The 20,581-nt window shown below is 65.0% G+C and carries 21 protein-coding genes; 2 read left to right on the forward strand and 19 right to left on the reverse strand.

Annotated features, from left to right (window positions below; translation table 11 throughout):
• Positions 1 to 6 precede the first annotated feature (6 nt).
• From murD to HUK72_RS07870, 11 genes are all read right to left on the reverse strand, one after another.
• Positions 7 to 1,395 (reverse strand): UDP-N-acetylmuramoyl-L-alanine--D-glutamate ligase, encoded by a 1,389-nt coding sequence (gene murD, locus HUK72_RS07820; protein ID WP_176596285.1) that lies wholly within the window; start codon positions 1,393 to 1,395, stop codon positions 7 to 9.
• Positions 1,396 to 1,400: 5 nt separating this feature from the next.
• Complete coding sequence (mraY, locus tag HUK72_RS07825) at positions 1,401 to 2,474, reverse strand: phospho-N-acetylmuramoyl-pentapeptide-transferase (protein ID WP_176596286.1); 1,074 nt, start codon at positions 2,472 to 2,474, stop codon at positions 1,401 to 1,403.
• Entirely contained in the window at positions 2,474 to 3,850 is a 1,377-nt protein-coding gene (murF, locus tag HUK72_RS07830) for a UDP-N-acetylmuramoyl-tripeptide--D-alanyl-D-alanine ligase (protein ID WP_176596287.1), read from the reverse strand. Before murF ends, mraY begins: the two co-directional genes overlap by 1 nt.
• Entirely contained in the window at positions 3,847 to 5,289 is a 1,443-nt protein-coding gene (locus HUK72_RS07835; RefSeq protein ID WP_176596288.1) for a UDP-N-acetylmuramoyl-L-alanyl-D-glutamate--2,6-diaminopimelate ligase, read from the reverse strand. The genes murF and HUK72_RS07835 overlap by 4 nt, the downstream gene beginning before the upstream one ends.
• Entirely contained in the window at positions 5,289 to 6,989 is a 1,701-nt protein-coding gene (locus HUK72_RS07840; RefSeq protein ID WP_176596289.1) for a penicillin-binding protein 2, read from the reverse strand. The genes HUK72_RS07835 and HUK72_RS07840 overlap by 1 nt, the downstream gene beginning before the upstream one ends.
• A gap of 1 nt (position 6,990) precedes the next feature.
• The gene (locus HUK72_RS07845) at positions 6,991 to 7,644 is read right to left on the reverse strand and encodes a colicin transporter (protein WP_176596290.1); all 654 of its coding nucleotides are present in this window, start codon (positions 7,642 to 7,644) and stop codon (positions 6,991 to 6,993) included.
• Positions 7,641 to 8,588, reverse strand: coding sequence for a 16S rRNA (cytosine(1402)-N(4))-methyltransferase RsmH (gene rsmH, locus HUK72_RS07850; RefSeq protein WP_336950536.1), 948 nt, complete (start codon positions 8,586 to 8,588; stop codon positions 7,641 to 7,643). The genes HUK72_RS07845 and rsmH overlap by 4 nt, the downstream gene beginning before the upstream one ends.
• Complete coding sequence (locus tag HUK72_RS07855; protein WP_176596291.1) at positions 8,585 to 9,082, reverse strand: division/cell wall cluster transcriptional repressor MraZ; 498 nt, start codon at positions 9,080 to 9,082, stop codon at positions 8,585 to 8,587. Before HUK72_RS07855 ends, rsmH begins: the two co-directional genes overlap by 4 nt.
• Before the next feature lie 185 nt (positions 9,083 to 9,267).
• Positions 9,268 to 10,575 carry a GldG family protein gene (locus tag HUK72_RS07860; protein ID WP_255325646.1) on the reverse strand — a complete coding sequence of 436 codons (1,308 nt, stop codon included), beginning with the start codon at positions 10,573 to 10,575 and terminating at the stop codon, positions 9,268 to 9,270.
• Positions 10,576 to 10,592: 17 nt separating this feature from the next.
• Positions 10,593 to 10,898, reverse strand: coding sequence for a hypothetical protein (locus HUK72_RS07865; RefSeq protein WP_044660141.1), 306 nt, complete (start codon positions 10,896 to 10,898; stop codon positions 10,593 to 10,595).
• Between the two features lie 41 nt (positions 10,899 to 10,939).
• Entirely contained in the window at positions 10,940 to 11,935 is a 996-nt protein-coding gene (locus HUK72_RS07870) for a cysteine synthase A (RefSeq protein ID WP_176596293.1), read from the reverse strand.
• Positions 11,936 to 12,164: 229 nt separating this feature from the next.
• Here HUK72_RS07870 and HUK72_RS07875 point away from each other — a divergent pair, with 229 nt between their 5' ends.
• Both HUK72_RS07875 and HUK72_RS07880 read left to right on the forward strand, forming a co-directional pair.
• The gene (locus tag HUK72_RS07875; protein ID WP_255325647.1) at positions 12,165 to 13,064 is read left to right on the forward strand and encodes a cell wall hydrolase; all 900 of its coding nucleotides are present in this window, start codon (positions 12,165 to 12,167) and stop codon (positions 13,062 to 13,064) included.
• Positions 13,065 to 13,458: 394 nt separating this feature from the next.
• Positions 13,459 to 13,587: an entericidin A/B family lipoprotein gene (locus HUK72_RS07880; RefSeq protein WP_025546951.1), complete on the forward strand. Its 129-nt coding sequence runs from the start codon at positions 13,459 to 13,461 to the stop codon at positions 13,585 to 13,587.
• Between the two features lie 47 nt (positions 13,588 to 13,634).
• Here HUK72_RS07880 and tatC read toward each other — a convergent pair whose 3' ends face one another.
• The 8 genes from tatC to argS all read right to left on the reverse strand — a co-directional run bounded on the left by tatC (position 13,635) and on the right by argS (position 20,501).
• On the reverse strand, positions 13,635 to 14,420 hold the full coding sequence (gene tatC, locus HUK72_RS07885) for a twin-arginine translocase subunit TatC (RefSeq protein WP_176596294.1): 786 nt from the start codon (positions 14,418 to 14,420) through the stop codon (positions 13,635 to 13,637).
• On the reverse strand, positions 14,417 to 14,845 hold the full coding sequence (gene tatB / locus HUK72_RS07890; protein ID WP_176596295.1) for a Sec-independent protein translocase protein TatB: 429 nt from the start codon (positions 14,843 to 14,845) through the stop codon (positions 14,417 to 14,419). The genes tatC and tatB overlap by 4 nt, the downstream gene beginning before the upstream one ends.
• Before the next feature lie 29 nt (positions 14,846 to 14,874).
• Positions 14,875 to 15,126 carry a twin-arginine translocase TatA/TatE family subunit gene (locus HUK72_RS07895; RefSeq protein WP_176596296.1) on the reverse strand — a complete coding sequence of 84 codons (252 nt, stop codon included), beginning with the start codon at positions 15,124 to 15,126 and terminating at the stop codon, positions 14,875 to 14,877.
• 117 nt (positions 15,127 to 15,243) lie between these two features.
• Positions 15,244 to 15,837, reverse strand: a complete 594-nt coding sequence (scpB, locus tag HUK72_RS07900; RefSeq protein ID WP_176596297.1) for an SMC-Scp complex subunit ScpB — start codon at positions 15,835 to 15,837, stop codon at positions 15,244 to 15,246.
• Entirely contained in the window at positions 15,834 to 16,628 is a 795-nt protein-coding gene (locus HUK72_RS07905; protein ID WP_176596298.1) for a ScpA family protein, read from the reverse strand. Before HUK72_RS07905 ends, scpB begins: the two co-directional genes overlap by 4 nt.
• A gap of 142 nt (positions 16,629 to 16,770) precedes the next feature.
• Positions 16,771 to 17,784, reverse strand: a complete 1,014-nt coding sequence (gene nagZ, locus HUK72_RS07910) for a beta-N-acetylhexosaminidase (protein ID WP_176596299.1) — start codon at positions 17,782 to 17,784, stop codon at positions 16,771 to 16,773.
• A gap of 255 nt (positions 17,785 to 18,039) precedes the next feature.
• Positions 18,040 to 18,753: an SPOR domain-containing protein gene (locus HUK72_RS07915; RefSeq protein WP_176596300.1), complete on the reverse strand. Its 714-nt coding sequence runs from the start codon at positions 18,751 to 18,753 to the stop codon at positions 18,040 to 18,042.
• A gap of 20 nt (positions 18,754 to 18,773) precedes the next feature.
• The gene (argS, locus tag HUK72_RS07920) at positions 18,774 to 20,501 is read right to left on the reverse strand and encodes an arginine--tRNA ligase (protein WP_176596301.1); all 1,728 of its coding nucleotides are present in this window, start codon (positions 20,499 to 20,501) and stop codon (positions 18,774 to 18,776) included.
• Between the last annotated feature and the right edge of the window lie 80 nt (positions 20,502 to 20,581).

Below are 20,581 nucleotides of genomic sequence, written 5' to 3' on the forward strand. Positions count from 1 at the left end.
GCCCCTCTATTCCAGCGCGGCGACGGCAGCGGCGAAGGCATCGCCCCTCGCCTCGAAATCGCGGAACTGGTCGAAACTCGCACAGGCAGGCGACAGCAGCACCACATCCCCCGGCTGGGCCACCCGCGCTGCGCGACGAACGGCGGCGGATAGCATTTCCGAGTCATCCACCGCCATAGCGCCACGCAACAGCTCAGCGAACATAGGCCCCGCTTCACCGATGGTGTAGGCCTGCGCGACATGGCCGAAATAAGGGACGCACTCGTCGAGATTGTCGGTCTTGGCAAGGCCGCCGACGATCCAGTGCAGCCGCTTGCGCCCCTCGACTGGCGGATAGGCGGCCAGAGCGGGCGCGGTCGAGGCGGCGTTGGTCGCCTTGCTGTCATTGACGTAGAGGACGCCGTTCAGCTCCCGCACCCGCTGCATCCGGTGCGGCAGGCTGGCATAGCTTTGCAGGCCCTTCTCGATGGTCGCTTCATCGATACCGAGCGCCTTTGCCACCGCAATCGCAACGGCAGCGTTCTGGGCATTGTGCGGACCTTGGAGGGACGGCCAACCGGCTTGTGCGTCGGGATTGATGTCGCTCGACTGCACCTCCACAACCCCGTCATCCCCGCGAAGGCGGGGATCCATCTCCCGAGCGTCGCGTCCAGATGCAAGGTCCGGAGATGGATTCCCGCCTCCGCGGGAATGACGGACGGAAGAAAGAATCGCACGACTCGGCTCATCCTCCGTAGCAATCACCGCGACATGTCCCGCCGACTGCATGTCGAACAGCCGCGCCTTGGACGCCACATAGCCCTCAAAGCCATTATAGCGGTCCAGATGATCCGGCGTGATATTGAGCAGCACCGCCACGTCGCAATCGAGGCTCTGCGTCAGGTCGATCTGATAGCTCGACAGCTCCAGCACATAGACGCCGCCCTCCGGCAGCGGGTCCTGCCCCAGAATCGGCAGCCCGATATTGCCGCCCATGCGGGTCGGAATGCCCGCCGTCTCGATGATATGATGGACCAGCGCCGTAGTGGTCGACTTGCCGTTGGTGCCGGTGATCCCCACCACCCGATGCCCAGGCAGCGCCGGGCGAGCCAGCGCGAACAGCTCTATGTCACCGATGACCGGCACGCCTGCCAGCTTCGCATGCATGGCGATCGGATGCTTGTTGAGCGGCACGCCGGGCGAAACCACCACGCCATCGAAGCCCTTGAGGTCGATCTCCGTCGGATCGCCCAGCTCCGCCTTGCCCGCGACGGCGGCGCGGGCTTCATCGCGACTGTCCCAGGCGACGACCTGCGCTCCGCTCGCCGCCAGGCATTCGACCGTGGCCAGGCCGGAACGCGCCAACCCCAGCACCGCATACCGTTTGCCCGCAAAGACGTCCGAAATGATCCCCATGGCGCTCACCGCAGCTTCAGCGTTGCAAGGCCGGCCAGCGCCAGCACGAAAGAAATGATCCAGAAACGGATCACGACGGTCGGCTCGGCCCAGCCCAGTTGCTCGAAATGATGGTGGATCGGCGCCATCTTGAACACGCGCTTGCCGGTCCGCTTGTAGAAGAAGACCTGGATGATGACCGACATCGCCTCCACCACGAACAGCCCGCCGATCACGCCCAGCACGATCTCATGATGCGCGGTGACGGCGATCACCCCGATGGTGCCGCCCAGCGCCAGACTGCCGGTATCGCCCATGAAGACGGCGGCGGGCGGCGCGTTGAACCAGAGGAAGGCCAGCCCCGCCCCGATGATCGCGCCGCAAAGAATCGTGAGGTTGCCCGCCCCCGGCACATGCGGAATGCCCAGATAGGTCGCAAAGTCGGCGCGCCCGACCAGATAGACGATCGCCATGAAGGCGAGACAGGCGATGATCACCGGCATGGTCGCGAGGCCGTCCAGACCGTCGGTCAGATTGACCGCATTGCCAAACGCCACGATTACGAAGGCTGCGAACAGGAAGTAGAACGGCCCCAACTCGATCGCCGGGCCATTGTAGAAAGGCAGATAAAGCGCCGTATTGCCATGCTGGTTGACGATCAGCCACGCCGCGAAGCCCGCGATCAGAAATTCGAAGGCAAGGCGCATCTTGCCCGAAAGCCCCTTGTGGCTGGCCTTCGTCACCTTGTCATAATCGTCCAGGAAGCCAATGGCGCCAAAGCCCAAGGTCACGAACAGGCAGGCCCAGACATAGATGGAGGAAAGATCCATCCACAGCAGCACCGACGACACCATGGAGGTCAGGATCATCAACCCGCCCATGGTCGGCGTGCCCCGCTTGGCGAGGTGGGTCTGCGGGCCGTCGTCGCGGATCGGCTGGCCCTTGCCCTGCCGCACGCGCAGCCAGCCGATGAAGCGCGGCCCGATCACCAGCCCGATGATCAGGGCGGTCGCGATCGCCGCGCCGGCCCGGAAGCTCAAATAGCGGATGAGGTTGAAAACACCCGCGAAATCCATGGTCTGGGCCAGCCAGTAGAGCATCAGTTCGTCTTTTCCTTGAGCGCGGCGACCAGACGCGACAGGCCGATGCCGTTCGAGCCCTTGACCAGAATCGCATCGCCAGCGCGCATTTCACTTTGAAGGAGGTCGGTCGCCTTCGCCGCGTCCGGCACGTGATCGAAAGCGATCACGCCGCCTAAAGCCTCGGCCAAAGGCTGCATTTCGTCCCCGACCAATATGGCATAGTCGACCTGCCCCGCCGCCAGCGGCGCGACCAGCCCGGCATGCAGTTCCCGGCTGCGATCGCCCAGTTCGCGCATCCCGCCCAGCACGGCAATGCGCCGACTGGCCTGTTCGCGGCCCAATTGCTTGAGCGTCGCCGCCATGCTCAGCGGATTGGCGTTGTAGCTTTCATCGATCAGCAGCGCCTCGCCACCCGAGACCGGAACGATGCGCCGCTCGCCGCGCCCCGGCAGCCCCGGCATCTCCGCCAGCGCCAGGCCCGCCGCCGCCAGATCTCCGCCCAGCGCCTCAACCGTCGCCAGCACAGCCAGCGCATTGGACACCCAATGTTCGCCCGGCGCCCCCACGGTGAAGCACAGTTCCACCCCTGGCAACGCCGCCGTGACCAGCGTGCCCCCGCCCGCCGCAGGCACCATGTCGCGGGCATGGACGTCCGCCTGCGGATCGAAGCCGAAGGTCAGGATGCGCGCGGCATGTTGCTCCGCCTTGGCATAGAGGGTCGCGACATGCGGGCTGTCATAGGGGATGACCGCCGTGCCGCCGGGTTCCAGGCCCTCGAAAATCTCGGCCTTGGCCTCTGCGATCTTCTCTTCGGTGCCGAAAAATTCGATATGGGCGGGCGCGATGGCGGTGACGATGGCGACATGCGGCCGCACCTGCCGTGTCAGCGCGGCCAGCTCGCCCGCATGGTTCATGCCCATTTCGAACACGCCGAACGCCGATTCCCGGGGCATGCGCGACAGGCTGAGCGGGACGCCGACATGGTTGTTGTAACTTTTGACCGAACGATGCACCTCGCCGGGGCAGATGCGGTCCAGCGCATGGAACAGCGCTTCCTTGGTCCCGGTCTTGCCGACCGATCCGGTGACGCCAACCACCTTACCCTGCATCCGGGCGCGTGAGGCGCGGCCCAGCGCTTCCAGCGCCGCCGCGCTGTCGGGCACCAGCACATGCGGCTGCGCGATGGGTTCGCTGACGATGGCCCCCGCCGCGCCCTGCCCAAACGCCTTGTCGACGAAGCGGTGGCCGTCCGTGGCCTCGCCTTTCATCGCAACGAACAGATCGCCGCCGGTCACTTCGCGGCTGTCGAAGGCCACGCCAGAAACGGCGAAGGGCGCCGAAGCGACGCCCCCAGTTGCCTGCGCAATCTCTTCGGCGGTCCAGAGTGCGCTCATCCGGCGCATTCCCGCGCCACGGTCACGTCATCGAAGGGCAGCACCCGGTCCCCGATAATCTGCCCCTGCTCATGCCCCTTGCCGGCGAGCAGCACGATGTCGTCCGCCCCCGCCTGCGCGATGGCGGCGGCGATGGCGGCGCGGCGCCCGCCAATCTCCTCCGCCCCCGGCGCGCCCGCCATGACGGCGGCGCGAATGGCCGAAGGCTCCTCCGAACGCGGATTATCGTCAGTCACGATCACATGGTCGGCCAGTTCCGCCGCGACCTTGCCCATTTGCGGCCGCTTGCCGGCATCGCGATCCCCGCCCGCGCCGAACAGCGCGATCAGCCTGCCCTTCGTATGCGGCCGCAGCGCCTCGATCGCGGCGCGCAACCCATCGGGCGTATGCGCATAATCGACATAGACCGGCGCACCCGCCCGCGTGATGACGGCCCGCTCCAGCCGCCCACGCACGGGCTGCACCCGGCCGAGCAGTTCCAGCACCTTCGCCACATCCTCGCCGCCCGCAATCACCAACCCGGCAGCGGTCAAGGCATTGGCCGCCTGATAGGCGCCGATCAGCGGCAGATTGACCTTGTAGGACTTGCCCTCAACCTCGACTTCCAGCGTCTGACCCAACTGGGTCGGGGTGCGGTTGGCAAGGCGCAAGGCCTGCCCCTGCACCCCGACGCTCAGCACACGAAGCCCCCGCTTCGTAGCCCGCTGGATGACCTTGTCCGACCATGCGTCGTCGGCCCAGACGACCGCCGCGCCTTGCGGCTCGACCACCTCGTCGAACAGCCGCATCTTGGCCTCGAAATAGCTGTCCATGTCGCCATGATAGTCGAGATGATCCCGCGACAGGTTGGTGAAGGCAGCCGCCGATACCGGCAGTCCTTCGGTGCGATATTGCGCCAGACCGTGGCTGGATGCCTCGAACGCGGCATGGGTGATGCCCTCGCGCTTCAGCCCCGACATGTTGGACAGGAACGTCACGATATCTGGCGTGGTCAGCCCCGTCGACACCTGATCGACCGAGGTGGTGACGCCCAAAGTGCCGATGGAGGCCGAATGATGCCCCAGCATGCGCCAAAGCTGCCGCGCCAATTCCACCGTGGAGGTCTTGCCGTTGGTCCCGGTGACGGCAACGGTCACATCGGGGAACGGCGCGAAATAGCGCGCAGCCAGTTGCGCGAACAGACGGCGCGGATTGTCGGAAGCGATATGGATCGCGCCCTCGACCTTCGCTTCAGGCCGGGCGACCACCGCCACGGCCCCGGCATGCACGGCGGCGGGAATGAAGTCCTCGCCATTCACCCGCGCACCCTGGAAGGCCCCGAACACCGTGCCCGGCGCGACCTTCCGGTTATCGATCGCAAAGCCCGACACCGGCACATCCAGAGACGTACCCGTGCCGGGCTTTGCATCCAGCCCCTCGATCAGCGACCCGAGGCGCATTATTCTTTCTCCTTGTCGCCGTGCAGCAACGGCATGAGGTCGGAAATATCGACATCGCGCCGCTCGTCGGGCAGCACGCCCAGCATCGGCCCGGTACGCTCCACCACCCGCTTCACCACCGGCGCGGCGGTCCAGGCCGCCGTGCGCAGGCCATATTGGCCCGTCGCCTCGTCCATGGTGACGAGGACCACATAGCGCGGATTGTCCATAGGGAAGGCAGAAGCGAAAGTCGTCACCAGCGAAGTCTTGTTATACCGGCCCTCTTGGGGCTTTTCGGCGGAACCCGTCTTGCCGCCCACCCGGTATCCCTTGGCGTCGGCGCTGCGACCTGTACCCGCCGCCACGATCATGCGCAACAGTTGCCGCATCCTGGCACTGGTTGCGGCGGAGAAGACCCGGCGGCCCTCCGGCACCTCATCCGCCTTCAATTTGCGCAGCGTAGCGGGCCGCCACAGGCCGCCATTCACCAGCGCCGCATAAGCCGAAGCGAGATGTAGAGGCGTTACGGCGATGCCATGGCCATAGGAAACGGTCAGCGTGGTGATCCGCCCCCAATTGGCGGGCCAGAGCGTCCCGGCGCGTTCGTTGAGTTCGATCGGGGCGCGCTGGTCGAAGTGCAACTCCCGGAAAAGATGCTGCAAAGGTTCCGCGCCCATCTGGTCCGCGATGCGCGCCGTGCCGATGTTGGAGCTGTGCACGAGGATTTCCGGCACGTTGATCCAGCGGCCGAGGGGATGGTCGTCCTTGATCCGAAACCCGGCGATGGCGAGCGGCGCGGTCGCGTCATAGGTCTTGGACATGGAGGTGACGATCCCCCGGTCCATCGCCGCCGCGATCGACAGCGGCTTGAACGCCGAACCCAGCTCATAGCGCGCCTGCACCATATGGTTGCAGAGCGGCGATTCGCTGCACGTCTTGCCCGCATAATTTTGCAGCTTGTTGGGATCGAAGACGGGAATCGACGCCATGGCGATCACTTCGCCGCTATTCACGTCCAGGATCACGCCGCCCGCGCCCTTGGCCCTGGTCTGCACCAACTGCGCGTAAAGCTCGCTCTCCAGCGCGCCCTGCACCCGGCTGTCGATGGACATGGCGAAGGGCTGCCCGCGCAGCGCCGCGTCGGTCAGCCGGTCGTTGAACGCCGCCTCCACGCCCATGCCGCCCTTGCCGTCCGCATTGGGCGCGAAGCCGAGCACGTGCGCCGCCAGGGTGCGCTGCGGATAGAGCCGCTCCTTCTCACGCGGAAATTCGATGCCGATCTCGCCCAGCGCATTCACCGCCGCCACTTCTTCAGGCAGGGCGCGGCGGCGCAAATAGGCCCAGCCCTTGCCGGTCAGCTTCTTGTAGAAGGCCGCTTCCGGCTCATCGGGGAAGATTTCGTGCAGCTTGCGCGCAAGATCGGAAGGATCGCTGATCAGCTTGGACGGCCGGGCGGCGATGGAATAGGCGTCCATCGTCCGCGCCAGCGGCACACCGTTGCGATCCACGATGTCGGCGCGTGCAGGCAGGCCCGCCGCCGCATCGCCCCCGCGTCCGCTCCCCGAAAAAATCCCGACCCAAGTCAGCCGCAGGATCACCACGGCGGTGATCAGCATGAACAGGATCAGCAGCAGCATCAGCCGGTTATGCGCGATCGCCGTCAGGTCGACGCGCTGCTTGCCCGCTCGCGCACCCCCCGGCTGGACGATGATCGTCGCCATTTCAGCGATCCCCCTTCCGGCGCTCACGCTTTGCCCGCGCCGTCAGATCGCCCAGGGTGCTGTCATCCAGCAGCTTCGCGTCCAGCATCGCCATCCGCTCGGCGCGGCGGGCGACGGGATTGGGCTTCGCGCTATCGGCGTCGTCCTGCGCCTTTTCCTTGGCGGTCTTGACGGGCACGGCCTTGGCGATCTTGTCGACATTGTCGGCGGCATGGGCTTCGCGGATCACGGCGATGTCGCTGCGAATCTGCGTCGCGGCCGGGCTGGCCGGGGCAGCCTGCGGGGCCGAGGGCAGGTCGGCGGGCGTCTGCACCATCGCCACCATCACCGGCGGCGCGACATAGTCCGGCCCGTTGGGCTGCACCCCGTCCAGATGCGCCAAAGCACGCTCGCCCGCCAGATATTGCTGGGCGGTCGGCGTCGCATACATGAAGTCGTCCTGATTCCAGCGCTCCAACTGGCGCATGTTCGCCCGCGCGCTGAACTCCGTCTCCAGATAGCGGATATCCGCCTTCGCCCGCGCAATCTGCACCCGCACCTTCATCAGTTCGTTACGCTCGGTCGCCACCTTCAGCGACACCATATAGGCCCCCAGCGCGCCCAAGGCGACGAGAAGAATCCAGATCAGGCTCTGCAATCTCTTGACCGCGATCATGGACGGGCACTCCGGGGAGAAACTGGGGCAGAAGTACGAATGGCGCTGCGCAACGTGGCGGAACGGGCTCTGGGGTTGCGGGCCAGTTCCGCCTCTCCCGGCCGCACCGCCTTGGCGGGCTTGGCGAAGGTCGGCAGCGGCCCGGTTTGGCGTTGGGGCATATGACGCGAACCGCCCGCCTCCCCGCCGCTGCGGTTGCGCAGGAACTGCTTGACGATGCGGTCCTCCAGGCTGTGGAAGGTCACGACGGCCAGCCGCCCGCCTTCTTCCAAAATCGCCTCGGCCGCCTCCAGCCCGCGCTCCAGCTCCTCCAGCTCGCGATTCACATGGATACGGATCGCCTGGAAAGTCCGGGTCGCCGGGTCCTTCTTGTCATGCGGCTTGTAGCCAAGCGCCTTTCGCACGACATTCGCCAACTGCCCGGTGCGCTCCAGCGGGCGCGCCTCGACAATCGCCTTCGCCACCCGGCGCGAGCGCGGCTCCTCGCCGTAACGATAGAGGACGTTAGCGATTTCCTCTTCAGGGGCATTGTTCAGGAAATCGGCGGCGTTCATTCCGCTCTGGCTCATCGTCATGTCGAGCGGACCGTCGCCCTGAAAGGAAAAGCCCCGCTCCGGCCGGTCGAGCTGCATCGAGGAAACGCCAATATCCAGCGTCACGCCCGCAACCGAGGTCACGCCGCGTTCGGCCAGCAGCTCCTCCATCCGGGAAAACTCGCCCGCGATCAGGGTGATGCCTTTTTCATCGGCCAGCGCCTGCCCTTCGCGGATCGCATCGGGATCGCGGTCGAAGGCGAAGACCTTCGCCCCCTTCTCCGCCATCGCGCTGGAATAGCCGCCCGCGCCGAACGTGCCGTCGACATGCGCCTCGCCGGGGTTGATGGCGAGGGCGTCGAGCACTTCGTCGATGAGCACCGGAACATGGCGGTCATCGGCGCCGCTCACTTGCCGCCTCCCGCTTCGCGCTGGTCGAGCCAGCGGCGCACCTTGTTGCGGATCAGTTCCGGCCGGTCCTTGCTGTCGACCAGCGTTTCGGGCTTCCAGATCTGAATGTAGCGGCCCACGCCATAAAAGAATGCGACGTCGGTGATGTCATATTCTTGCCTAATGTCGGGGTGCATGGCGAAGCGGCCGCCTTCGTCGAAATTCACCTCCTCAATGGTGCCGAGGCGGCGTTCCAGTTCCAGATCGGCGTCATAGGCGCGGCCAGCGGCGCGCGCTTCGCGGGCCAGTTCCTCGACCTCAGTGAACAGGAAGCGGCGGTGCGACTCTCCAAAGGCCGTGGCGCAGGGGTTGCCGCCATGTACCGAAAGGAAAAGCCGCGTTTCATTGCCGCTGGACAGCTTGACCTGCCGGCGCATCTCCAAGGGCAGCACGAAACGGCCTTTGCCGTCCGCGACGCTGAACGCGTTGCCCGTAAAGAGAATGACTTCCGACACTTTTGGACCGCTGCCCCTCTGTTCCCAGGGCGCAGGCCGTCGCCAACCGGATCGCCATGACGACGAACCGGCTCACAGGACTAGCAAAGCCTGACAAACCCCTATGGCCTTCAAATACCAAGCCACGGGGTTCAAGAAAAGGGATATTTTGGGAAAAGCCGGGAAATCCTGTTTTGTTCTGGTATTTAATCCTCTTTTGCCGGTTTCGAGAGGGCCAGACGTTGCAGAGGAAGGCCCGAAGGAGGCTCCGGTCGCCGCCAGAACAGCGCCGTTCCCAAACCTGCCCAGAAAATCCCGGCCAACATCGCCCAACGAACGGCATTGACCAGCGCATCGCCCGACCGGACCCAGCGCCGCCCGTCGGGAAGCGCCCCGCCCAACAGCCCGGCGATGAATTGCGGCGTGTCCGCAGTCCATTGATCCGGCTCCAGCGGCGCGGCGGGATCGGCCAGCCAGAGCCGGTCATCGAGCAGGTCCGCATCGGCCACGATCGTCGCTACGCCCCTCCCCATGGCGCAACGCGCCACCAGGTCGCGCCCGACGATGCGGCAATTCGACCCCGCATCCGCGAACCGGGAGGCTGCATATGCAGTCAGAACCCGCCCATCGCCCAGAAAATGGCGCTTCTCTCCGGCTGCGGGCGGCAGTAATTTCACGCCCCAATATTCGATCATCGCCGCGAGCAAGGTCACAGCCGGAGGCCGGCGCCGGTCCCCAAGCGGCAAGTCCATCGGCCAGCGCAATTGCGGATCGGCCAGGATCAGCGCCTTGCCGCCCTTGCTGATCCAGGCGTCGAGGGCGACTAGCTCATCCATCGAAAAGGCGCGCGGCTGGGCGAGCAGCAATATCTTGGCGCTGCCCTTTTTCAGAGCGAGAGGACTGTCGACTGGTTGCACGTCAAAGCGCTGGCGCAGGACAGTGATGATCGGCGCGTCCGCTTTGACGCCATTCTCACGCCAGAATAACGGCAGGCCGCTGATGACCGCCAGTTCAGGCTGTTTTCCCGGCAAGCGTTCGATGCGAGGTTCATTCGCGAACCAACAGACCGCCAAGGTCAACAGAGCCAACCCAAGCCCCACACTATGCCGTGTTCCTGCGAAGGCACTCGAACGAGACGCGTGGCTCGTGAGAGCCCAGTTCAAACGGCGGAACTGGGTTCCTGCCTTCGCAGGAACACGGAACATTAATCCGGCAACCGTCGCCGCCAAAACCGCAGCCAAAAACCATAGCGTCGGCACCAATCCCGGCACCCGCCAAGCCGCCAGAAACGCACAGGACAGCACTGTCCCAACCGTTCCCAGCCCGACCCACCAAGCCGCCCCCTCACCCCGCCGCGCTTTCAACAAAGCCGCCGCCGGAACCAACAGCAGCGCCGGAACCATCCACCCACGCGGGTCGACCTGCCCCGTCCGCAACAGCGCAGGCAAGCCGCCAAGCAGCACCGCCACGCCCGGCAGGCCCAGCATCAAAAATGTCCGAAGCGCAGCCTTCAAGCCCGACCCGCCGCCAATCAGCGCGAAGCCGGCGGAATCTCGCGATCCATGGGTTTCTTCAAATTCGGGTCCGGCTGCAAGTCCGGCACGATCGGCGCCTGTTCCGGCGCGGGTTGCACGCCCAGTTCGGCCAGCGGCTCCTTGGGCGACACGGCATTGACGTCCAGCGTCGGCACGGTCGGCGGCGGCACGGTCGGATCGTCGATCCGCGCCTTGTCGATCACGATATTCGCCAGACCCACGAGCAACACCACGCCCGCCAGCCCGGTGAGGCCGATCTGGACACGCTGCAACCCTTCCTGTTGGCGGGGTGTTTCAGCCATGAAGCGCTCTTTTTTCTCGCTGTCGAGACCCGTATCGACAGTCAACGAGTGTGCGCGAGCCAGGGGAAGACAGTCAAGCCCTTCGATTCCAGCCACTCGCGATTGTAGAGCGTTGAAAGATAACGGAATCCGGTATCGCACAGGATCGTGACGATCCGCTTGCCCGGCCCAAGCTGCTTCGCCAGCGCCACCGCGCCCGCGACATTGATGCCCGACGAGAGCCCCAGGCACAGCCCTTCCTCCGCCAGCAGACGGCGGACCCAGAGCAGCCCTTCCTCATCCGAAATGCGGAACTGGGCATCGATCGGCGCGCCCTCCAGATTGGCGGTGATGCGGCCCTGCCCGATGCCTTCGGCCACCGAAGACCCTTCGGCCTTCAGCTCGCCATGGGCGTAATAATTATAGAGCGCCGCGCCGTGCGGATCGCTCAAGGCAATGGTGATATTCTCGTCATGCGCCTTCAGGCCCAGCCCGACGCCCGCAATCGTCCCGCCCGTCCCCGCCGCGCAGGTGAAGCCGTCGATCTGCCCGTCCATCTGGGTCCAGATCTCTTCCGCCGTGCCGATGATATGCGCCTTGCGATTGGCGATATTGTCGAACTGATTGGCCCAGATCGCGCCCTCCGTCTCCTCGGCCAGACGGCGCGAGGTATGCACGAAATGCCCCGGATTCGAATAGGGCGCCGCCGGCACCGTCACCAGCTCTGCGCCCAGGGCGCGCAGCGTGTCCATCTTCTCGCGGCTCTGCGTCTCGGGCATAACGATGATCGTCTTGTAGCCCTTGGCATTGGCGACCAGCGCCAGACCGATGCCGGTATTGCCCGCCGTGCCCTCGACAATGGTGCCGCCAGGCTTCAACAGCCCCTTTTCCTCGGCATCGTTGACGATGAACAGCGCCGCGCGGTCCTTCACCGAGGCGCCGGGATTGGCGAATTCGCATTTCGCGTAAATGTCGCAGCCCGTCTCTTCCGAAGGGCCAGTGAGGCGCACCATCGGCGTGTTGCCAATCAGGGCGAGGCTATCTTTCTGAACCAGCATGGCTTCCGCATAGCGGACCAAAGGCGGACTTGCCAAGCAAGGGAATGATGACCGCGCAAAAGTCCGGTTTGTCCCGTACTCCGTTAAGCTTTGCTCCGCCCGCCGTCCCATTGGGGGACAGGCCATAATCCTGGGAGGAAATAGCAAGGCTTTTCCCTTATGGCCGGTATCAAGCTACGGATTCTCCGAGGGAATTGGTCGGTTGGCAGGCGGCGGCACAGCGAGGGCGTTGAAGGCAGGACATGGCGCGGTCGCCGCATTGGCGCTTCTCGCCCTGGCGGCGCCGCGCCTGATCACCGCCGCGCCGCTCGACCTGCTGGCTGCCTCCGGCACCGAGGATGACCATGCGGAAAGGGCGGGCGAAAATTTCCCCGGCGCAGCCTTTTTCTTCGCTGAGGGCGCCTTCGATCCCGTTCCCGGCGCGGCCACGCTGCGCAGCGAGCATGTCCTGGGACTCGACGCGGTGCAGGCGGCTTTCCGCGGCCTGACCGCGCTCGACAGCTACCGGGCGCTCAATTGCCTCACCTCGGCCATCTATTATGAGGCCGGAAGCGAACCGGAGGACGGCCAGCGCGCCGTGGCGCAGGTCGTGCTGAACCGCGTGCGCAACCCGGCCTGGCCGAAAAGCGTGTGCGGAGTCATCTATCAGGGGTCGGAGCGGACCGATTATCGCTGCCAGTTCACCTTCAGTTGCGACGGTTCCATGGCGCGCATGGCCAGCGCCGAGGGCTGGGCCCGCGCCCGTCGTATCGCCGCCCAGGCTCTTTCCGGCCTCGTCTACAAGCCCGTCGGTCTCGCCACCTATTATCACACTCTGGCGGTGCACCCCGATTGGGCCGGGGCAATGCGACCCGTCGCGGTGATCGGCGCGCATATCTTCTACCGCCCGTCCGGCTTCGGCGGCACGCCCGCGGCTTTCCGCGCCGCCTATATGGGGCGGGAAACGCTGTCGGGACCATCCCGCCCGGCGACGTTCGCAAAGCCCCTGCCGTTCGACCCGGCCATTCCCGTATCTCCCTTCCCCGCCCCCTACGATCCAGCGATTGCCGCGCCCCTGCCTGGCGCCGCTGCCCTGCCCCAATCGACCGTCCGACCCGAATATCGCAACAGCGGCCGCCCGCTGATTTGACCGATCCCGGATTTTTTCGCCGGGCCAGGGAATATTTTATAATTACCCCATCATAAACCATCTAATGCATTGAAAAATAACAATTTAAAAAACTTAGGATTTTTCGTGGGCGGCGGAACCTAATGCGCTATCCGATAGTTCTGCTCTTCGGATAGCAAATCTTTTGCCCCCCGCTCTTGCTATCCAAAAAAACATGAGCCCGGAACGCATCTCCCCCCCCGACGCGTTCCGGGCTCAGAATTTTTGGGGCTATCTCACGGAAATCAGAGATATTTTCGCTTTCGGAACGCTTTTCCGGCCGATGGGTTGTTCTCTCGTCGCCGGCATGGCGCCGGTTGAGATTTTCCCGTCACGCACAAAGGCGGGACATGAAAGCTCTGAAAAGGAGAGGATGATGACCAGGAAGATTTTAGCCGCCCTGCTGCTGACGGGCTCGCTGATGGTCGCGGCCTGCAATACGGTCGAGGGCGCAGGCAAGGACGTGCAGAGCGCAGGCCAGGCGGTCGAGAACGCCGCCAACTGACCCGCTCATAGGCAAAAGGCTCGCCTCCCCGGCGAGCCTTTTTCGTTTCAGCTCGCGGTGTCGGCCGCTTCGGTCGCCGCCAATTCCTTCGCCTGCTTCCGGTCGGTGAACCAGATGGCGATGATCGTGATCTCATAAAGCGCCAACAGCGGGATCGCGAGCATCAGTTGCGACACGACATCGGGCGGGGTCAGCACCGCTGCCAGGATGAAGGCGGCAACGATCATGTAACGGCGCATGCCGATCAACTGGGCCCGGCTGACGAACCCGGCCCGATTGAGCAGCATCAGCAACACCGGCATCAGGAAACTGATGCCGAAAGCCAGGATGAACTGCATCACCAGCCCCAGATAGGCGTCCGCGCTCGGCAATGCCTCGACTTGCAAGCCGCTGCTATTCCCCTGAAATTCCAGGAAGAAATGGAAGGCTGTCGGCATCACCACGAAATAAGCGAGCGAAGCGCCGAGGCCGAAGAGAAAAGGCGTGGCGATGATGAACGGCAGCAGCGCCTTCTTCTCCTTCGCGTAAAGCCCCGGCGCGACGAAGGCCCAAAGCTGGTTGGCGATGATCGGAAAGGACAGGCAGAAAGCCCCGAAAACCGCGATCTTCACCTGCACGAAAAAGGCTTCGTAGAGCTTGGTGTAGACCAGCCGCCCGCCGCCGTCACCAAAGGCCTCCTTCAGCGGATGGACGAGGATGGCGAACAACTGCTCCGAAAAATAGAAGCAGATCGCGCCCGTGATGAACAAGGCATAGACGCATTTGAGCAACCGCCCACGCAGTTCGATCAGATGGTCGAGCAACGGCGCCTTGCTATCATCGATGTCCTTCATGCCGCCGCGTCACCCTTCCGCACCGGTTCCTGCGCCACATAGGGCGGACCGTCCGCCGCGGGCTGGACCGCCGACGGAGCAACCGGCGCCTCACTGGCCGCTACGGGCGCGGATTCCGCGACGAAGGGCGGATGCGTCCCGGCCTCATCCACCGGCGCGGGCAGCGCTTCGGGCGCTCCGGTCGTCTCCGGCGGATGCTCTTCCATGATCCGCTTGTTCTCCGCGGCCCATTTCTTTTCCAGCTCCTCCAGCTCGACTTCGCGAACCATCGCGTCGATGCCGGTGCGGAAATGGCGCGCCATGCCCTGCGCCTTCCCCACGATCTGCCCCACCTTATAGAGCGCGCGAGGCAAGTCCTTGGGGCCGATGACGATCACCGCAATGATCACGATCACCAGAAATTCGGACGAATCGATGCCAAACATGCGTGCCTACCGCCCCGGCCTGAGGAAAATCAGGCCTTGGTCTTTTCGTCTGTCGCCGTCGGCGCGGCAGTCGGCGCGTCCTGCTCAGGCACGCGATGGCCCTCGATGCGCGTGGCGGGCTTGGCCTGCGCGACATCGTCGTCATCATCGGCCATGCCCTTCTTGAAGCTCTTGATGCCCTTGGCGACGTCACCCATCAGCCCGGAGATCCGGCCGCCGCCGAACAGCAGCATGACCACCAGGAGAACGATGACCCAGTGCATCAGCGAAAAGGAACCCATTTTAACTTTCTCCTGAAACCCAGCCTATCTAGAGTGATTTCGAAGGAAATGGAACATTTCCCGGCTCAGAAATCACGGCAAACAAAGCGCGCAGATCATGTTCTCTAAGAACATGATCTAAGCGTCTTCCTCGTCATTTTCCACAACGGATTGGGCGCCAAGACCCTCAAGCGCCAAATCCACCGGATCGAGCAGCCCAGCGGCCCGCAGATCGTCGATGCCCGGCAAGTCCCGGCGGCTGCTAAGGCCGAAATGTGACAGGAATTCTACCGTGGTGGCGTAGATGAGCGGCCGTCCGGGCACTTCCCGCCGTCCCGCGGGCCGCACCCAGCCTGCCTCCATCAGCACGTCCAGCGTGCCCTTCGCCACCTGGACGCCGCGAATGGCCTCGATCTCGGCGCGGCTCACCGGCTCATGATAGGCGATGATGGCCAGCGTTTCCATGGCGGCGCGGGACAGTTTGCGCGTCTCGTCCTTCTCCCGGCGCAGGATATGGGCGAGGTCGGCGGCGGTCTGGAAATGCCAGCGCCCGCCCCGCTCGAGCAGGTTGATGCCGCGCCCGGCATAATGATCGCTCAGCGTCGCCAGCGCGGCCGCCAGATCGCCCGCCTCCCCCACATGCAGCTTGAGTTCGCCAAGGGTCAGCGGCTGTTCCGACACGAACAGCACGGCTTCGACCGCGCGGAGGAAATCGTCATATTCTTCGATCACAATAGGCGCCCCGCAGTCGGTTCCGGCACGGCGGCGCGCAGGAAGATAGGTTCGAAAATCCCCTCCTGCTGGATTTCCAGCCGCCCCTGCCGCGCCAGTTCCAGCGCGGCGACGAAGCTGCTGGCGAGCGCCGATCGTGCCATCGGCCCATCCTGCCCGCTCGGCAGGAAGGCTTCAAGCGCGGTCCAGTCGATCGCCGCGCCGACCAGCGTGCTGACCCGCTGGATCGCTTCGTCCAGCGTCATGACCGGCCGCACCGCGACCATATGCACCACCGGCTGGGTCCGGGCGCGAATCTGGCCGTAGGATTGGATCAGGTCGAACAGGCTCGCCGCCCATTTCGCCTTGCGGACAAGGCGCAGCCCTTCCGGCTTTTCCCGCACGAAGACATCGCGGCCGATCCGGTCCCGCGCCATCAGCCGCGCGCCCGCCTCCCGCATCGCGTGCAGGCGCTGGAGCCGCAATTGCAGCCTGAGCGCGAGGTCCTCGGGGCTGGGTTCAGGCTGCGCCTCCTTCGGCAGCAGCAGCGCGGATTTGAGATAGGCCAGCCACGCCGCCATCACCAGATAATCGGCGGCCAGCTCCAGCTTCAACTTCCGCGCACCCTCGATATAGGCGAGATATTGCTCCACCAGCGCAAGGATGGAAATTTCGCGCAGATCGACCTTCTGCGTCCGCGCCAGCGCCAGCAACAGGTCGAGCGGCCCCTCCCAGCTTTCAAAGCTGAGCATAAGGGTTTCAGGCAGCGTTTCGGGCCGGGGGACGGCGGGAGGGGTGAAAAGATCGTCCACCCTCAATGCCTCCCCGGGACGGGGAGGGGGACCGTTGCGCAGCAATGGTGGAGGGGGCGCGCGCTATCGATGGGGTGATACCCCTCCACCGGCTTCGCCGGTCCCCCTCCCCGTCCCAGGGAGGTATGACAGCCTATAGCTTTCACGCCGCAACCATCGCCAGCAGCGCATCACGGGTGGCGAGCAATTCCTCCAGCGGCGGCCCGTCCGGTAGCCTGTGCGTCGACGCCATCGCCCGATCGAGCCGCGCCTTGGCTTCGGGCGTGATCTCCGGCAGCAGCTCCGCAATCCCCACCATATCGTCCATGCGCCCCCAGCAATTGAGCGCCAGATCGCACCCCGCCGCGACGATCGCCGCCGCCAGTTCGGGGATGCTGCCCTTCAACGCCTTCATATCGAGATCGTCGGACATCAGCAGCCCATCGAAGCCGATGCGCCCGCGAATGATCGTCTCGATCACGGAGGGAGACAGGCTTGCCGGCAGATCCGGGTCCCATGCGGTATAGACGACATGCGCCGTCATCCCCATGGGCGCATCCTTGAGCGCCTGGAACGGCGCCAGATCGACCGCCAGCGCATCCTCGTCAGCAGTGACGATGGGCAGTTCATGATGGCTGTCGACCATCGCCCGGCCATGGCCCGGCATATGCTTGACGATGCCGACCGCGCCGCCATCGGCCAGTCCCTCGATCACCGCCCGGCCCAAAGCCGCGACCCGCATCGGCTCGGCCCCCAGCGTCCGGTCGCCCATGATGTCGCTCGCCCCCTCGTGCCGCACGTCGAGCAACGGCAGGGCGTCGACGGTGATGCCGACCTCCGCCAGCGTCGTCGCGATGGCGCGGGCATTGGCGCGGGCGGCGGCGATGGCGCTGGACGGCGCAACCTCATAGAGCCGGTCGAACGCCGCTCCGGGCGGAAAGCTCGGCCAGACCGGCGCCTGCATCCGCGCCACTCGGCCGCCTTCCTGGTCGATCATGATAAGCAGATCGTCGCGACCATGCAGTGCGCGCAGATCATCGGTCAGCGTCCGGAGCTGTACGCGATCCACGATATTGCGCCGGAACATTATATATCCGGCGGGCTGGGCCTCCGCGAAGAAGGCGCGTTCATCGGGCGTCAGAGTCTCGCCGGAAAGGCCGAAGATAACGGGTTTCATGATAGGGATGGTAGCGGCTGAAAGAGGCTCTGTCGAAGGGGTTATTCCGGCCTTGGCACAGGATTTGTGGGATTTGGCTGAGGGATAAAAATGGGTGGTTGGCGGACCGTCTGCTCCTTGAAGCAAAACGTGCTCCTGCGAAGGCAGGAGCCCAGTTCAGACGGTGCGATGATTTACTGAGGACAGGCCTGGGCTCCTGCCTTCGCAGGAGCACGGCGCGCTTAACGGCAGCTCCTGGCCATTTCAGGCCAAATCCTAATTCACCACCATGCAGCTCTCGCCCGCCACCTTCAACTTGCCGCAGAGCGTGCTCGCCTGCCCGCCCGCCGCAGCGCGCAGGCGATAGACGGTGCTGCCGCCGACCTCCGCCTGTTCGATCGACATGGGCAGCGGTTCCAGATAGGTGAAGCGCTTGGACAGCCGTTTCCACGCATCCTTCGCGAAGGCCTGGTTGCCATAGGCGCCAAGCTGGATGGTGCCGCCCCCGGAGGAACGGGCCGCCGCCGCGGCGGGCTTGGCGTTGGTCTCGTCAGCCACCTTCGCCGTCACGCTCTGGGCAGGCTTGCCGGGAACGGGCTTGGCGTCGCCTGCGGCCCCCGTCGGCGTGATCGGCGCCTCCGGCACCCGAGTCGGGTCGATCCGTCCATCCCGCGCCACGCCCTCGCTCGCGGCATAGCTGGCGTCGCCCTCGCCGTCGAACTTCTTGGCGTCGGCTTCCTTGGCCGGAATCTTATAGTCCCCGGCGGGCGCGGCGATCAGCTTGCCCTCGCCGCCTGCCCCGCCCGAACGATTCTGGATCAGCCACACGCCCGCGACGACCAGACCGATCAGCACCAGCCCAAAGAGAATGAAGCCCAGCAGCCGCAGCGGCGAGAGCCCCTGATCCTCCTCATCCTCGATGGCGGGCTCCAGCCAGGGCAGACGCTCATCGTCGTCCAGGTCCAGCCTGCCCCGCGCATAATCGCCCATCTCGTCCGTGCCTCCGCCGGTTACTGCATCTCGGTCAAGGCTGCGACGCCCATCAGCGCCAAGCCGTTCCGGATGATTTGCCCGATTCCCCGGCTCAAGAAAAGCCGCGCAGAGGTGGTGGCCGGATCGTCCATCAGGATGACCCGCGCCTGCGGATTGTCGTTGCCCAGATTCCACCAGCTATGGAAAGCCGAAGCCAAGTCATTGAGATAGAAGGCAATACGGTGCGGTTCGCGGGCCGAAGCCGCCCCCTCCACCACACGCGGGAACTGCGCGGCGAGCTTCACCAGCCCCAGCTCCTCCGTCCCAAGGCGGGACAGGTCGGGCGCGGGCAGATCGATCCCCGCCTCCTCCGCCCGCCGTCCAAGCGAGGAAATCCGCGCATGGGCATATTGCACATAGAAGACCGGATTGTCCTTCGACGCCTCCACCACCTTGGCGAAATCGAAGTCCATCTGCGCATCGGCCTTGCGCGTCAACATGGTGAAGCGCACCACATCCTTGCCCACTTCGCGGACCACATCGGCCAGCGTCACGAAATTGCCGGCGCGCTTGGACATCTTGACCGGCTCACCGTCGCGCAGCAGACGGACCATCTGGATCAGCTTGACGTCGAAGCGCGCCTTGCCCTCGGTCAGCGCGGCGACGGCGGCCTGGATGCGCTTCACCGTGCCGCCATGGTCGGCGCCCCAAATGTCGATCAACTGGTCGGCCGTCTGCGCCTTCTGGAAATGATAGGCCATGTCGGCGCCGAAATAGGTCCAGCTTCCGTTGGATTTCTTGATCGGCCGGTCCTGATCGTCCCCGAACTGGGTCGAGCGGAACAGCGGCAGTTCGACCGGCTCCCAATCCTCCGGCGTCTCGCCCTTGGGCGCTTCCAGCACGCCGTCATAGACGAGGTCATGCTCGCGCAGCCATTTTTCCGCCGCTTCGGGCTTCCCGGCCGCCTGCAATTCGGCCTCGGAGGAGAAGATGTCGTGATGGATGCCCAGCAGCGCCAGGTCGCTGCGGATCATCTCCATCATCGCGGCGACCGCTTTGGTGCGGAACGGCACCAGCCATTCGCTCTCCGGCGCGCCGACATATTTGTCGCCATATTCGGCGGACAGCGCCTGCCCCACCGGCACCAGATAGTCGCCCGGATACAGGCCTTCGGGGATTTCCCCCACATCCTCGCCCAACGCCTCGCGGTAACGCACATGCGCCGACCGGGCGAGCACGTCGACCTGCCCGCCTGCGTCGTTGATATAATATTCGCGGATGACCTTGTGCCCGATATGCTCCAGCAGGGTCGCCAGCGCATCGCCCACCACCGCGCCCCGGCAATGGCCCATATGCATGGGGCCGGTCGGGTTGGCGGAGACATATTCGACGTTGACCGTCACGCCCTCGCCCGTCGAGGAGTGGCCATATTCCTCCGCCTCCGCATGGATCGCGGCCAGTTCGGCGCGCCAGGTGGCGTCGGTCAGCCTGAGGTTGATGAAGCCGGGACCGGCGATGGAGGCGCCCTCCACCTCGTCCAGCCTTTCCAGGCCCGCGACGATCTTGTCCGCCAATGCACGCGGATTGGTGCCCGCGGGCTTGGCCAGCACCATCGCGGCATTGGTGGCGAGGTCGCCATGGCTGGCGTCGCGGGGCGGCTCGACCGTCACCGGCTTGCGGTTCAGGCCTGCAGGCAGCGTGCCGTCGGCCTCCAGCGCGTCGAGCACGGCGTCGAGATGGGCGGTGAAGCGGTTATACAGAGACAAGGGGCCAACTTTCCAACAGGCGCCGTTCGCCCTGAGCCTGTCGAAGGGTCGCCCTTTCTTCCAAGAAGTACGGGGCTTCG

This window comes from Sphingobium sp. 15-1, assembly GCF_013375535.1.
GTDB lineage: Bacteria > Pseudomonadota > Alphaproteobacteria > Sphingomonadales > Sphingomonadaceae > Sphingobium > Sphingobium aromaticivastans.